The following is a 12,851-nucleotide window of genomic DNA, read 5'->3' on the forward strand; positions in this document are numbered from 1 at the left end:
CCTATGGCCACCACCCCCTCAACCCCTGCGTCGGATGAGGCGTACGGCGCCAGCCACATCCAGGTTCTCGAAGGGCTCGAGGCGGTCCGCAAGCGTCCGGGCATGTACATCGGCTCGACCGGCCCCCGCGGCCTGCACCACCTCGTCTACGAGATCGTCGACAACTCCGTCGATGAGGCGCTCGCGGGCTTCTGCGACGCCATCGACGTCACGATCCTCGCCGACGGCGGCGTGCGCGTCGTCGACAACGGCCGCGGGATCCCCGTCGACATCCACCCCGTCGAGAAGAAGTCGACCGTCGAGGTCGTCCTGACGATCCTCCACGCGGGCGGCAAGTTCGGCGGCGGCGGCTACGCGGTCTCCGGAGGTCTGCACGGCGTCGGCAGCTCGGTCGTCAACGCGCTGTCGACGAAGCTCGATGTCGAGGTCCGCCGTCAGGGCAACGTCTACCGGCAGAGCTACCAGAACGGCGTCCCGGATGCCCCGCTCGCCAAGGGCGAGGCCTCGAGCTCGAACGGCACGACGATCACGTTCTGGCCGAACGCCGACATCTTCGAGACGGTCGACTTCGACTACGACACCCTCCGGACCCGCTTCCAGCAGATGGCCTTCCTCAACAAGGGCCTGCGCATCGCGATCACGGACGAGCGCCAGCCGGACCACTCCGCCGACACCGGCGAGGGCGTCAGCACGGCGCCGCGCCACGAGGAGTTCCTCTACGAGCAGGGTCTCGTCGACTACGTGGAGTTCCTGAACTCGGCGAAGAAGATCGAGGTGGTCCACCCCGAGATCATCAGCTTCGAGTCGGAGGACACCGAGCGGCGCATCGCGCTCGAGGTCGCCATGCAATGGACGACCGCGTACTCCGAGTCGGTGCACACGTACGCCAACACGATCAACACGCACGAGGGCGGCACGCACGAGGAGGGGTTCCGCGCGGCGCTCACGACGCTCGTCAACCGCTACGCGCGCGAGAAGGGCCTCATCAAGGAGAAGGACGAGAACCTCTCCGGCGACGACGTGCGCGAGGGCCTCACCGCCGTCATCTCGATCAAGCTCGGCGAGCCGCAGTTCGAGGGCCAGACGAAGACGAAGCTCGGCAACACCGAGGCGAAGTCGTTCGTGCAGAAGGTCACGGGCGAGCACCTCTCCGACTGGTTCGAGCGCAACCCCGCGCAGGCGAAGGACGTCATCCGCAAGGCGCTGCAGGCCGCGGCCGCCCGCCTCGCCGCCCGCAAGGCCCGCGAGCAGACCCGCCGCAAGGGCCTGCTCGAGTCGGGCGGCATGCCCGGCAAGCTCAAGGACTGCCAGTCGAAGGACCCGTCGCTGTCGGAGATCTTCATCGTCGAGGGCGACTCGGCCGGCGGCTCGGCCGTGCAGGGCCGCAACCCCGAGACGCAGGCGATCCTGCCGCTGCGCGGCAAGATCCTCAACGTCGAGAAGGCGCGCCTGGATCGCGCGCTCGGCAACGCCGAGGTGCAAGCGATGATCACCGCGTTCGGCGCGGGCATCGGCGAGGACTTCAGCCCCGACAAGGTGCGATATCACAAGATCGTGCTCATGGCAGATGCCGACGTCGACGGCCAGCACATCACGACGCTCCTGCTGACGCTCCTGTTCCGCTACATGCGGCCGCTCATCGACCTCGGCTACGTGTACCTCGCGCAGCCTCCGCTCTACCGGCTGAAGTGGACGAACTCGGAGCACGAGTACGTCTACAGCGACCGCGAGCGGGACGCGCTGCTCGAGGCCGGCGTGGCCGCGGGCAAGCGCATCCCCAAGGACAACGGGGTTCAGCGCTACAAGGGTCTCGGCGAGATGAACCACCAGGAGCTGTGGGACACGACGATGAACCCCGAGACGCGCACCCTGCTGCAGGTCACGCTCGAGGATGCGGCGGTCGCCGACTCGGTCTTCTCCACCCTCATGGGCGAGGACGTCGAATCGCGGCGCCACTTCATCCAGCAGAACGCGAAGGACGTGCGGTTCCTCGACATCTGATCGAGCCCCGCACCCTCCGCACTGCCGACCCGCACGACGACACGAATCTGAAGGACTGACACCATGGCCGACGACATCACCGACGTCGACGACACCTCCCCCGGCCCCGGCGGCCGGGTGAACCAGGTCGACCTGCAGCTGGAGATGCAGAGGTCGTACCTCGACTACGCGATGAGCGTCATCGTCGGGCGCGCGCTGCCCGACGTGCGCGACGGCCTCAAGCCCGTGCACCGCCGCGTGCTCTACGCCATGTACGACGGCGGCTACCGGCCCGACAAGGCGTTCTCGAAGTGCTCGCGCGTCGTCGGCGACGTCATGGGCCAGTTCCACCCGCACGGCGACTCGGCGATCTACGACGCGCTCGTCCGCCTCGTGCAGCCGTGGTCGATGCGGTACCCGCTCGCCTCCGGACAGGGCAACTTCGGCTCGCCCGGCAACGACGGCGCGGCCGCCCCTCGGTACACCGAGACGAAGATGGCGCCGCTCGCGATGGAGATGGTCCGCGACATCGACGAGGACACCGTCGACTTCCAGGACAACTATGACGGCCGCACGCAGGAGCCGGCGATCCTGCCCTCGCGCTTCCCGAACCTGCTCGTCAACGGGTCGGTCGGCATCGCGGTCGGCATGGCCACGAACATCCCGCCCCACAACCTGCGCGAGGTGGCCTCGGCCGCCCTGTGGCACCTCGAGAACCCCGAGGCCGACCGCGAGACGCTGCTCGACGCGATCATGCAGCGCGTGAAGGGCCCCGACTTCCCGACGGGCGCGCAGATCCTCGGCGTCAAGGGCATCCACGACGCGTACCGCACGGGCCGCGGCTCGATCACGATGCGCGCGGTCGTGACGGTGGAGGAGATCCAGAACCGCACGTGCCTCGTCATCACCGAGCTGCCGTACCAGGTGAACCCCGACAACCTGGCGATCAAGATCGCCGACCTCGTCAAGGAGGGCAAGCTCGGCGGCATCGCCGACATCCGCGACGAGTCGTCGGGCCGCACCGGCCAGCGCCTCGTGATCGTGCTCAAGCGCGACGCGGTCGCGAAGGTCGTGCTCAACAATCTCTACAAGCACACCCAGCTGCAGGACAACTTCGGCGCCAACATGCTCGCGATCGTCGACGGGGTGCCCCGCACACTGCCGATCGACGGGTTCATCACCTACTGGGTGTCGCACCAGATCGAGGTCATCGTCCGGCGCACCGCCTTCCGTCTGAAGAAGGCGGAGGCGGACGCCCACATCCTGCGCGGCTACCTGAAGGCGCTGGATGCCCTCGACGAGGTCATCGCCCTGATCCGTCGCTCGCCCACGGTGGAGGAGGCTCGCGAAGGGCTCATGCAGCTCCTCGCCGTCGACGAGCTGCAGGCCACGGCCATCCTCAATCTCCAGCTGCGCCGCCTCGCGGCGCTCGAGCGGCAGAAGATCCAGGAGCAGGCGGAGGAGCTCGAGCGGCTCATCGCCGACTACCAGGAGATCCTCGCGAGCCCGGTGCGACAGCGCTCGATCGTCGCCGACGAGCTCACCGAGATCGTCGACAAGTTCGGCGACGACCGCCGCACCGAGATCATGTTCGGCTTCGACGGCGACATGAGCGTGGAGGACCTCATCCCCGAGGAGGAGATGGTCGTCACCGTCACCCGTGGCGGGTACATCAAGCGCACGCGCAGCGACAACTACCGCTCGCAGCACCGCGGCGGCAAGGGCGTGAAGGGCGCGCAGCTGCGCGCCGACGATGTCGTCGAGCACTTCTTCGTCACGACGACCCACCACTGGCTGCTCTTCTTCACCACGACCGGGCGGGTCTACCGCCTCAAGACGTACGAGATCCAGGAGGCCGGTCGCGACGCGAAGGGCCAGCACGTCGCCAACCTCCTCGCGCTGCAGCCGGGGGAGGAGATCGCGCAGATCCTCGACATCCGCGACTACGCGGCGGCGAAGTTCCTCGTGCTCGCGACCCGCAACGGTCTCGTGAAGAAGACCGCGCTCACCGAGTACGACACCAACCGCTCGGGCGGCATCATCGCGATCAACCTGCGCGACGGCGACGAGCTCGTCTCGGCGATGCTCGCCGAGGAGGAGAGCGACATCCTCCTCATCTCGCGCGGCGGCATGTCGGTGCGCTTCACCGCGAGCGACTCGGCGCTGCGCCCCATGGGCCGCTCGACCTCGGGCGTGCGGGGCATGAGCTTCCGCGGCGACGACCACCTGCTGTCGGCCTCGGTCGTGCACGACGACGGCTACGTCTTCGTCGTCACGGAGGGCGGCTACGCCAAGCGCACCGCGGTCGACCAGTACCGCGTGCAGGGCCGCGGCGGCCTCGGCATCAAGGTCGCCAAGCTCAACGACGACCGGGGCGGACTCGCCGGCGGCATCATCGTCGCCGAGGACGACGAGGTGCTCGTCGTGCTCGCCGGCGGCAAGGTCGTCCGCTCGGCGGTGTCGGAGGTGCCGGCGAAGGGTCGCGACACGATGGGCGTCGTGTTCGCCCGACCGGACGACGACGACCGCATCATCGCGATCGCGCGCAACAGTGAGCGAAACCTGGAAGAATCAGACGCCGACACGGCGGACGCCGAGAATGACGCCGCCACCGACGGAACCGAGACCGCTGACGCGGCCGAGGCCGGGAAGTAAGGAAGACACCCTGTGAGCACGGTCGCCGAGAAGCTGCAGCGCAAGTCGCAGCGATCCACCCCCACCAAGCAGGTCCGCCTCAAGCTCGTCTACATCGACTTCTGGTCCGCGGTTAAGCTGTCGTTCCTCATCGCCATGTGCGGCGCGATCGTGCTCATCGTCGCGACGTTCTTCATCTGGCTCGTCATGCAGTCCATCGGCATCATCGAGGACATCGACTCGGTCTTCGCGGACATCCTCGGCGACGACGCCGCGAGCCTCGCCTCCATCCTCTCGCTCGGCCAGGTGATGCTCTTCGCGATCATCGTCGGCGTGCTCAACGTCGTCAGCGGCACCGCGCTCGGCGCCATCGGCGCACTGCTCTACAACCTCTCGGTGAAGGTCACCGGCGGGCTGCTGGTGGGCTTCACGAACAACTGATCGGCGAGCATCCGCCCCGATTTCGGGGAAGGTGACCGGGTCGTGTACAGTCATATCCGGTCTGAGGGGATATAGCTCAGGCGGTTAGAGCGCTTCGCTGATAACGAAGAGGTCCGAGGTTCAAGTCCTCGTATCCCCACGCGATCGGGCCCCGTTTCGGCGGGGCCTTTTTCGTGCCCGCACCGCCGCGACGGGTACGCTGGTCGTCGATCGGGGCCTTAGCTCAATTGGTAGAGCGCCTGCTTTGCAAGCAGGAGGTCAGGGGTTCGATTCCCCTAGGCTCCACTGTGCTTCTCTGGCGCGCCGCCGCTCCTGTGGCGCGCTTCCGCTCCGCGTCAGGAGCGCGGTCGCGACGCTCCGCGCTTCCCGCGACGGTGATAGCGCGTCGCCACGTGCTGCGGGTCTGCCAGGCGAGCGCGGTCTGGTTGTCCACCGGACGCTCTCCGTTCTCCCGGGGGATGCCCGGCGCACCTAGCGTGGGAGTCCCGCGACGCCGCCGAACCGGGCACAGTCGCCCGACGGAAGGGGAACCCCGTGCGCACGAAGCGCCCTCTCATCCGCATCCTCTCGCTCACGACCGCGACGACCGTCGCTCTCGGCATCGCCCCGCTCGCCGCGAGCGCGGCGCCGCACGACCCGGCCGGGCCGACCGAGCTGCGCGTCGCCACCTACAACGCGTCCCTCAACCGGGCCGCGGCCGGCGAGCTGGTCGCCGACCTGTCGACGCCCGACGACGCGCAGGCGCAGGCGGTCGCGGAGGTCATCCAGCGCACCGACCCCGACGTCGTGCTCCTCAACGAGTTCGACTACGTGGCCGACGGCGCCGCCATCGACCTCTTCCGTGAGAACTACCTCGAGGTCGGGCAGGACGGCGCCGAGCCGGTGACGTACCCGTACGCCCTCGTCGCCCCGTCCAACACCGGAGTCCCCAGCGGCGCCGACCTCAACAACGACGGCCGGATCGGCGGGGGCGACGACGCCTTCGGCTTCGGCGTCTTCGAGGGGCAGTACGGGATGGCCGTGCTCTCGAAGCACCCCATCGAGCTCGACGCGGTCCGCACCTTCCAGAACTTCCTCTGGAAGGACATGCCGGGCGCACTCCTGCCGGATGACCCGGCGACTGCCGCGCCGAGCGACTGGTTCTCGCCCTCGGAGCTCGACGTCGTCCGGCTGTCGAGCAAGTCGCACTGGGATGTGCCGATCGACGTCGACGGCACGACCGTGCACCTCCTCGCCTCGCACCCGACTCCTCCCACCTTCGACGGGCCGGAGGACCGCAACGGGCGGCGCAACCACGACGAGATCCGCTTCTGGGCCGACTACATCACGCCCGGCAGCGCCTCCCGCTACATCGTCGACGACGCGGGGCGGCGCGGCGGACTTCCCGCGGGCAGCCCCTTCATCGTCGCCGGCGACCAGAACGCCGACCCGCTCGACGGCGACTCGGTCGACGCCGCGATCGACCAGCTGCTCGGGCATCCGTTCATCGTCGATCCGGCACCGCGATCCGAGGGGGCGGTCGAGGCATCGGGGCTGCAGGGCGGCGCGAACCTCGCGCACGAGGGCGACCCCTCGCTCGACACCGCCGACTTCGCCGACGCGGCACCGGGCGACCTCCGCGTCGACTACGTCCTGCCCTCGCGCCGCCTCGCAGTCGCGGGCTCCGGCGTCTTCTGGCCCGTGCTCGCCGACCCGCTCTCGTCGCTCACCGGGGTCTTCCCCTTCCCGACGAGCGACCACCGCCTGGTGTGGGTCGACGTCGCTGTCCGGGGCTGAGCTCTACGGCTGGGCGCGGCGGAACTCCACCGTCGCGTCCAGCCCGCGCTCCGCTCGACGACCGAGCCGCACGCGCGCTCCGCTCGACGAGGCGAGCTCCTGCACGATCGCGAGCCCGAGACCCGTTCCGCCCGGTGTCGCCGATCGGCCCCGCCAGAAGCGGTCGAAGGCGCGGGCGATCTCGTCATCGGAGAGGCCGGGGCCGTCATCCCGCACGCGCAGCGTCGGGTTCGCGCCGCCATCGACCCGGACCTCGAGGGTCGACCCCGGGGGGCTCACCTCCAGTGCGTTGTCCACGAGGTTGTCGACGATCTGCTCCACCGCTCCCGGGATGGCGCGCACGGGGATCGCCGGCTGAGCGGGCACCGCGACCCGGAGGTCGACGCCGAGCTCGGCGCACAGCGGGCGCCATTGCTCGACGTGATCGCGCGCGATCGCGGCGAGGTCGACCGTGATCACCAGGTCGTCGCGGCGCTCGGCCCGGCCGAGCGCGAGCAGCCCCTCGACGATCGCGACCAGACGGTCGGTCTCCGCCTCGGCGGCGGCGATCCGGTCGGCGGCCGCCTCGGGATCGTTCGCCATCAGCTCGCGTGCGCGCTCGAGCCGGAGACGGAGCGCCGTGAGCGGCGTGCGGAGCTGATGCGAGGCATCCGAGGCGAACGATCGCTGCTGCTCGATGAGCGTCGAGACGCGCTCCGCCATCCGGTTGAACGACCTCGCGAGCGTGCGGATCTCGGGCGCCCCGAGCATCGGGTCGGCCCGCGCCGACAGGTCCCCATCGGCGAGGCGCTCGCTCGAGGCCGTGAGGGCGGTGAGTCTGCGGGTCACGGAGGCGGAGAAGACGAACGCCGCGAGGCCGGAGATCAGGAGGGTGATGAGCGCGACGGAGCCGATCACGCCGAGCCGACCGCGAACCGTCTCGTCGATGACCGCGGACGGATATGTGAGCCGCACCGCTCCGACGACGCTGTCGGCGCTGATGACCGGCACCGCGACGTACAGCAGCGACGTGGATAGCGTCTCCGAGTCTCGGGATCCCGTCGCGACGGAGCCACCCAGGGCATCGGCGATCTCGGGGCGCGTGCTGTAGTCGCCGCCGAGGCTCGACTGGTCGTCGTCGCTCGTCACGATCGCGCGACCGTCGCGGTCGACGACCACGACTCGGGCGCCGCTCGTCTCCCGGTACTCGTGCGCGGCCTCCCCGAGCGCATCGGCACCGACGCCGCTCTCCAGCGCCTCCTCGCTGCGACCGGCGAGGATGAACGCGTCGCGCTCGAGACTCGTCGTGAGCCGATCGCGCTCGACCTGCTGCAGGTAGCTCGCGAGCGGCAGCAGCTGGACGAGCAGTACGATGCCGGTGATCGCCATGACCACGCCGATGAAGTGCCACTTCATGAGGGTTCGCCGAGGCGGAATCCGACACCGCGGACCGACTCGATCCAGGCGGGGTCTCCGAGCTTGCGCCGCACGGCCGCCACGTGGGCGTCGAGCGTCTTGGCGGTTCCGAACCAGTCGGTCTCCCACACGTCGCGCAGCAGGTCCGAACGCCGGCACACGGCCCCGCGGTCGCGGTCGAGGTACTCGAGCACGTCGAACTCCTTCGGCGTCAGGAGTATCTCGCGGTCGTCCAGCCGCACGCGGCGCGTGCGTCGATCGATCGCGAGTCGGCTCGAGCCGGCAGGCGGGGGCTCCACCGGCGCGGCGGACCGCGCGGCCGACGCGGAGCGGCGACGCACGGCGCCGATCCGGGCGACGAGCTCGCGCATCCCGAACGGCTTCACGAGGTAGTCGTCGGCTCCGAGCTCGAGCGCCACGACGCGGTCGATCTCGTCGTCGCGCGCGCTCACGATGATGATCGGCAGCTCGCTCGAGGCGCGGACGCGACGGCACAGCTCGGTCCCGTCCATGTCCGGCAGGCCGAGGTCGAGGAGCACGACGTCCGGCTCCTCGCTCTCGATCGCGCGGAGCGCCTCGTCCCCCGTCGCCACCCGGACGACATCCATCGCGCGGGTGGAGAGCGCGTCGACGACGCTGTCCGCGACGGCGTCGTCATCCTCCACGAGCAGCACTCTCATGGGCTCATTCTGCTGCCACGGGAGCGGTGGGATCATCGGCGCGCGTCGATCGCGCGATGGTTCTTGGACGAATCTTGGATGACCGCGCGCCGATCGTGCCATCGCGGCTTCCTAGCGTGGAGGCATGAAGACCTCGCTCTTGCTCTCCATCGCCGGTGTTCTGCTCGCCGCGGGCGGCGCCTACGCGGTCAACACCGCCGTGCTCTCCTCCCCGTCGATCGAGACGATCGGCAATACCGAGACCGCCGCGGTGATCGTCCCCCACCAGAAGACCGTGCCGGGGACGCCCTCGCCGGGCATCCCCTCGTCGGGAGCGACCGCGACGGACGCCGGCCCCGGCGTCTTCGCGGACGACGACTATGACGAGGCCGACGACGCCCTTGAGTCGGGGGACCGGGCGGACGAGGACGAAGCGGGAGACGACGATGAGCTCGGCGACGACGACTGAGCGGCACCCCGCGGCAGCGGCCCGGCGCATCGTCGCCGTGTCGACCACGGCGCTGCTCATCGTCGGCGTCGCTGGCCTGCAGCTGCAGGATCAGGCGGCACAGGCCGACGGCCAGGCCTCGGCGCTGAAGGAGCGCGCGATCACGCAGACCACGATCATCGGGGCACCCGGTCGGGCCGAGCCGAGCTCGAGCGAGTCGCCGGCGGCAGCCGCCCCCTCGGTGGCGAGCGCTCCGACGATCGCCGCGCCCGCGCCGACTCGCGCGCCTGTCGCGGCGACCCCTCCGCGCGCGCCCGCCCCGCAGCCGCGGGCGCCGGCCGACGCGACGAGTCAGGGATCATGACCGCCGTGATCGCCGACGCTCGTCCCGCGAGCCGGCGCGACGATGTGATCCATCGGAGGTTCCGGGCGATGGGAACGCAGGGCTCGGTCGTCGTCGTCGGCGCACCGGCGGAGGTCGCGGCGGGGGCCGTCGAGGAGATCGCCCGCCTGGAGGCGCGCTGGACGCGCTTCCGCGCCGACAGCGATCTCATGCGGCTCGCCCTCGGCGCGGGGGCGGCGCACGCCGTCGATCCGTCGACGGTCGCGCTGATCACGGCGATGCGGGACGGCTGGCACGCGACCGGTGGAGACTTCGACCCGAGCGTTCTGCCCGCCCTGCTCGGGATCGGCTACGACCGCTCGCTCGTCGACGGCGCGCCCGCGCCGTCGCTGCCGCACGGTGCGCGCTCGCGGCACGATCTCGACCTCATCCGCATCGAGGGTGACGCCGTGGCGCTCCCGCACGGCATGGCTCTCGACCCCGGGGGGATCGGCAAGGGCCTCGCCGCCGACCTCGTCGCGGAGCGGCTCATCGAGTCGGGGGCACGGGGTGCCCTCGTCGAGATCGGAGGGGATGTGCGGGCGCGAGGCGAGTCTCCCGACGGTACGGCATGGCGCATCCGCGTCGCCGACCCCGTCGACGCCCGGACGGACGCGGCGCTCGTCCGGATCGTCGAGGGCGCCGTGGCGACCTCGAGCCAGCGCCGTCGACGCTTCCGGGGGGCCGACGGCGTCGAGCGCCACCACATCATCGACCCGCGCACCGGTGGAAGCGCCGACTCGTCCGTCCAGTCCGCGACCGTGATCGCCGCGACCGCCGCGGCCGCGGAGGTGCTCACGAAGCCGGCGTTCGTGCGCGAGCCCGGCGCGTACCTCGCATGGCTCGAGGGGCTCGGCGCCCAGGGCATGCTCATCGACGCCGCGGGCGCGCGGTCGACCACGACCGGATGGCAGGAGTTCTCATGACCGACCCGCACCTGTGGTGGTACGTCACCCGCATCAGCGCGATGCTCGCCTGGATCGTCATGACGATCGCGGTGCTGTGGGGGATCGTCCTGTCGACCCGCATCTTCCGCGGCGCCGACAACCCCGCGTGGCTCCAGGACCTCCATCGGTTCCTCGGCGGAACCGCGGTGGTGCTCACCATCCTGCACGCGGTCTCGCTCATGCTCGACCCGTGGCTCTCGCTCACTCCGCTCGAGGCTCTGGTGCCGTTCGTCGGCGACTTCAAGCCCCTGCCCGTCGCTCTCGGCATCGTGTCGTTCTACGTTCTCGTCGCGGTGCAGTCGAGCTCCCTCCTGAAGGACCGCCTGCCGCGGCGGGTGTGGCGCGGGATCCATCTCTCCAGCTACGTCGCCGTGCTCGCGGTCGCCTTCCACGCCGGAGCGGCGGGCACGGATCGCGGCACCTGGTGGTACCAGGCGGTCGCGACCGTGCTCATCACGGCCACGGTGCTCGCCGCGATCGTCCGCCTCATCATGGCGGGGCGCCGGTCGGGCGAGCGGCCCGCGCCGTCGCATCCGATCGATCCCCGAACGCGAACGCGGATGCGCGTGGTCGCGCTGGACGACATCGCCGACGGTGTGCGCCGCATCCGCCTCGCTCCCGCCGACGGCTCGTCGATCGAGCCGTGGGAGGCCGGCGCGCACATCACCGTCGTGCTGCCGGACGGCGTCGAACGGCAGTACTCCCTCTGCAGCGACCCCGCCGACCGCGACCATCTCGACATCGCCGTCCGCCGCGTGGAGCCGGCCGGGCACGGCAGCGCGTGGATCCACTCGACGCTCGCGCCGGGCGACGAGCTCGAGGTCGTCGGGCCGCGCTGCACCTTCCCCCTGCGACCCGCGCACCGCTACCTGTTCATCGCCGGCGGCATCGGCATCACGCCGCTGAAGGCGATGATCGCGGCCGTGCCCCCGCAGCGCGACTGGCGGCTCGTCTACGTCGGTCGCAGCCGCGCGAGCATGCCCTTCGCCGACGAGCTCGAGCGAACCCACCCCGGTCGGGTGCGCGTCGTCGCGCGCGACGAGCGCGAGGGCCGGCTGCCGCTCACGGAGATCCTCGCGGACGACGCCGAGGTCTACGCGTGCGGACCGACCGGCCTCCTCGATGAGCTCGAGCGCCTCGTTCCCGCCGATCGCCTGCACCTCGAGCGGTTCGTCGCCGTCGATCGGAGCTCGGGGCGGCCCTCGACGCCGTTCGCCGTCCGGCTGGCCCGCTCGCAGCGGATCCTCCGGGTGCCGGCCGACGAGTCGATGCTGCATGCCCTGCAGCGGTCGGGCGTCGCGGTGCCCACCTCGTGCGGCACGGGTGTGTGCGGCACATGCGAGACGAGGGTCGTCGCCGGGGTGCCCGACCACCGGGACTCGGTGATGTCGGACGCGGATAAGGACGAGATCGGCGTCGTCTACCCGTGCGTGTCGCGCGCGAGTTCGGCGGAGCTCGTGCTCGATCTCTGACCCCGCGCACGACGAAGGGCGCCCCGTCGCGGGGCGCCCTTCGCTGGTGCGGTGGTGCGGCGGGTCACATCGCCGTGGAGGTCTCCTCCGGGGTCGCCGACCCGAGGTCGTCGTCGAGGTCGTCCTCGACCCACAGGTCGTCGTCCGGGCGGAACGTCTGCCACGCCGCGTAGGCGATCGCGGCGGCCGCCACCACGCCGAGCCCGATGAGCACGAAGGTGCCGGGACCGGGGGAGCGCTTGACCTCGACGAGCCCGAGCCGCTGGCCGGCCTTCGTCGCGATCTCGGTGCTCGTGCGCGACGCGGTGCGGATCGCCTCGCGCAGGTGCTTGTCGCGGGCGACCTCGACGGCGGCCACGGCCGACCCGAGCGCACCAGAGATCGCGGGCAGGATGTCGTCGGTGACGGTCGACTTCGTGGCGTGCGTCGCGTGACGGACGGCGTCGACGCTCGCGTCGATGCCGGGCTGCACCCGGCGCTCGTACGAGTCGCGGACGCGCGGACCGACGTCCTTGCGGGCGACGACCGACGCCTGCCGGCCCGCATCCCGCAGCACCTTCGACGCGTGATCGAGCACCTCGCGCTGCTCGTTCCAGACGTTCTCGGCCGCGCCGCGCAGCTTCTTCAGCTCGCGGCGCCGCTTGCGTGACAGCTCCATGCGGTCCTCCCAGGGGTGCGATCGGTAGCGTGCGCCTCCCATCCTGGCACTGCGGCTCC

11 protein-coding genes and 2 tRNA genes are annotated in these 12,851 nt (G+C 70.7%); 10 read left to right on the top strand and 3 right to left on the bottom strand.

Annotated elements, in window-relative coordinates; translation table 11 throughout:
• Positions 1 to 3 precede the first annotated feature (3 nt).
• The 6 genes from gyrB to ASC54_RS02840 all read left to right on the top strand — a co-directional run bounded on the left by gyrB (position 4) and on the right by ASC54_RS02840 (position 6,831).
• Positions 4 to 2,001 carry a DNA topoisomerase (ATP-hydrolyzing) subunit B gene (gene gyrB / locus ASC54_RS02815; RefSeq protein ID WP_055857700.1) on the top strand — a complete coding sequence of 666 codons (1,998 nt, stop codon included), beginning with the start codon at positions 4 to 6 and terminating at the stop codon, positions 1,999 to 2,001.
• Positions 2,002 to 2,064: 63 nt separating this feature from the next.
• Positions 2,065 to 4,635 (top strand): DNA gyrase subunit A, encoded by a 2,571-nt coding sequence (gene gyrA, locus ASC54_RS02820; protein ID WP_055857698.1) that lies wholly within the window; start codon positions 2,065 to 2,067, stop codon positions 4,633 to 4,635.
• A 12-nt stretch (positions 4,636 to 4,647) separates the two neighbouring features.
• A complete protein-coding gene (locus ASC54_RS02825) occupies positions 4,648 to 5,055 on the top strand; it encodes a DUF3566 domain-containing protein (protein ID WP_055857696.1) in 408 nt (135 codons plus the stop codon).
• Between the two features lie 65 nt (positions 5,056 to 5,120).
• A tRNA-Ile gene (locus ASC54_RS02830) sits at positions 5,121 to 5,194 on the top strand.
• Between the two features lie 73 nt (positions 5,195 to 5,267).
• Positions 5,268 to 5,340, top strand: a tRNA-Ala gene (locus ASC54_RS02835).
• Positions 5,341 to 5,589: 249 nt separating this feature from the next.
• The gene (locus ASC54_RS02840; RefSeq protein ID WP_055896526.1) at positions 5,590 to 6,831 is read left to right on the top strand and encodes an endonuclease/exonuclease/phosphatase family protein; all 1,242 of its coding nucleotides are present in this window, start codon (positions 5,590 to 5,592) and stop codon (positions 6,829 to 6,831) included.
• A gap of 3 nt (positions 6,832 to 6,834) precedes the next feature.
• Here the strand turns inward: ASC54_RS02840 and ASC54_RS02845 are convergent, their stop codons facing one another.
• Together ASC54_RS02845 and ASC54_RS02850 are read right to left on the bottom strand one after the other, a co-directional pair.
• A complete protein-coding gene (locus ASC54_RS02845) occupies positions 6,835 to 8,226 on the bottom strand; it encodes an ATP-binding protein (RefSeq protein ID WP_055857692.1) in 1,392 nt (463 codons plus the stop codon).
• Positions 8,223 to 8,906 (bottom strand): response regulator transcription factor, encoded by a 684-nt coding sequence (locus ASC54_RS02850; protein WP_055857685.1) that lies wholly within the window; start codon positions 8,904 to 8,906, stop codon positions 8,223 to 8,225. The genes ASC54_RS02845 and ASC54_RS02850 overlap by 4 nt, the downstream gene beginning before the upstream one ends.
• Before the next feature lie 124 nt (positions 8,907 to 9,030).
• Between ASC54_RS02850 and ASC54_RS02855 the strand changes: the two genes are divergently transcribed.
• Genes ASC54_RS02855 through ASC54_RS12725 form a run of 4 tightly spaced genes read left to right on the top strand, consistent with a single transcriptional unit; the run spans position 9,031 to position 12,134 of the window.
• Complete coding sequence (locus ASC54_RS02855) at positions 9,031 to 9,354, top strand: hypothetical protein (RefSeq protein ID WP_055857684.1); 324 nt, start codon at positions 9,031 to 9,033, stop codon at positions 9,352 to 9,354.
• The gene (locus ASC54_RS02860) at positions 9,332 to 9,697 is read left to right on the top strand and encodes a hypothetical protein (RefSeq protein ID WP_055896529.1); all 366 of its coding nucleotides are present in this window, start codon (positions 9,332 to 9,334) and stop codon (positions 9,695 to 9,697) included. The genes ASC54_RS02855 and ASC54_RS02860 overlap by 23 nt, the downstream gene beginning before the upstream one ends.
• A complete protein-coding gene (locus ASC54_RS02865; RefSeq protein ID WP_055857680.1) occupies positions 9,694 to 10,641 on the top strand; it encodes an FAD:protein FMN transferase in 948 nt (315 codons plus the stop codon). The genes ASC54_RS02860 and ASC54_RS02865 overlap by 4 nt, the downstream gene beginning before the upstream one ends.
• Complete coding sequence (locus ASC54_RS12725) at positions 10,638 to 12,134, top strand: 2Fe-2S iron-sulfur cluster-binding protein (RefSeq protein WP_162242484.1); 1,497 nt, start codon at positions 10,638 to 10,640, stop codon at positions 12,132 to 12,134. The genes ASC54_RS02865 and ASC54_RS12725 overlap by 4 nt, the downstream gene beginning before the upstream one ends.
• A 64-nt stretch (positions 12,135 to 12,198) precedes the next feature.
• Here the strand turns inward: ASC54_RS12725 and ASC54_RS02875 are convergent, their stop codons facing one another.
• Positions 12,199 to 12,792: a hypothetical protein gene (locus ASC54_RS02875; protein ID WP_055857677.1), complete on the bottom strand. Its 594-nt coding sequence runs from the start codon at positions 12,790 to 12,792 to the stop codon at positions 12,199 to 12,201.
• Positions 12,793 to 12,851 lie beyond the last annotated feature (59 nt).

This window comes from Yonghaparkia sp. Root332 (genome assembly GCF_001425665.1).
Lineage (GTDB): Bacteria > Actinomycetota > Actinomycetes > Actinomycetales > Microbacteriaceae > Microcella.

Excerpts from the sequence above, each read along its gene's own strand:
- gyrA (WP_055857698.1), top strand. The coding sequence starts at position 2,065 with ATGGCCGACGACATCACCGACGTCGACGACACCTCCCCCGGCCCCGGC.
- gyrB (WP_055857700.1), top strand. The coding sequence starts at position 4 with ATGGCCACCACCCCCTCAACCCCTGCGTCGGATGAGGCGTACGGCGCC.
- ASC54_RS12725 (WP_162242484.1), top strand. The coding sequence starts at position 10,638 with ATGACCGACCCGCACCTGTGGTGGTACGTCACCCGCATCAGCGCGATG.
- ASC54_RS02875 (WP_055857677.1), bottom strand. The coding sequence starts at position 12,792 with ATGGAGCTGTCACGCAAGCGGCGCCGCGAGCTGAAGAAGCTGCGCGGC.
- ASC54_RS02865 (WP_055857680.1), top strand. The coding sequence starts at position 9,694 with ATGACCGCCGTGATCGCCGACGCTCGTCCCGCGAGCCGGCGCGACGAT.
- ASC54_RS02855 (WP_055857684.1), top strand. The coding sequence starts at position 9,031 with ATGAAGACCTCGCTCTTGCTCTCCATCGCCGGTGTTCTGCTCGCCGCG.
- ASC54_RS02850 (WP_055857685.1), bottom strand. The coding sequence starts at position 8,906 with ATGAGAGTGCTGCTCGTGGAGGATGACGACGCCGTCGCGGACAGCGTC.
- ASC54_RS02845 (WP_055857692.1), bottom strand. The coding sequence starts at position 8,226 with ATGAAGTGGCACTTCATCGGCGTGGTCATGGCGATCACCGGCATCGTA.
- ASC54_RS02860 (WP_055896529.1), top strand. The coding sequence starts at position 9,332 with ATGAGCTCGGCGACGACGACTGAGCGGCACCCCGCGGCAGCGGCCCGG.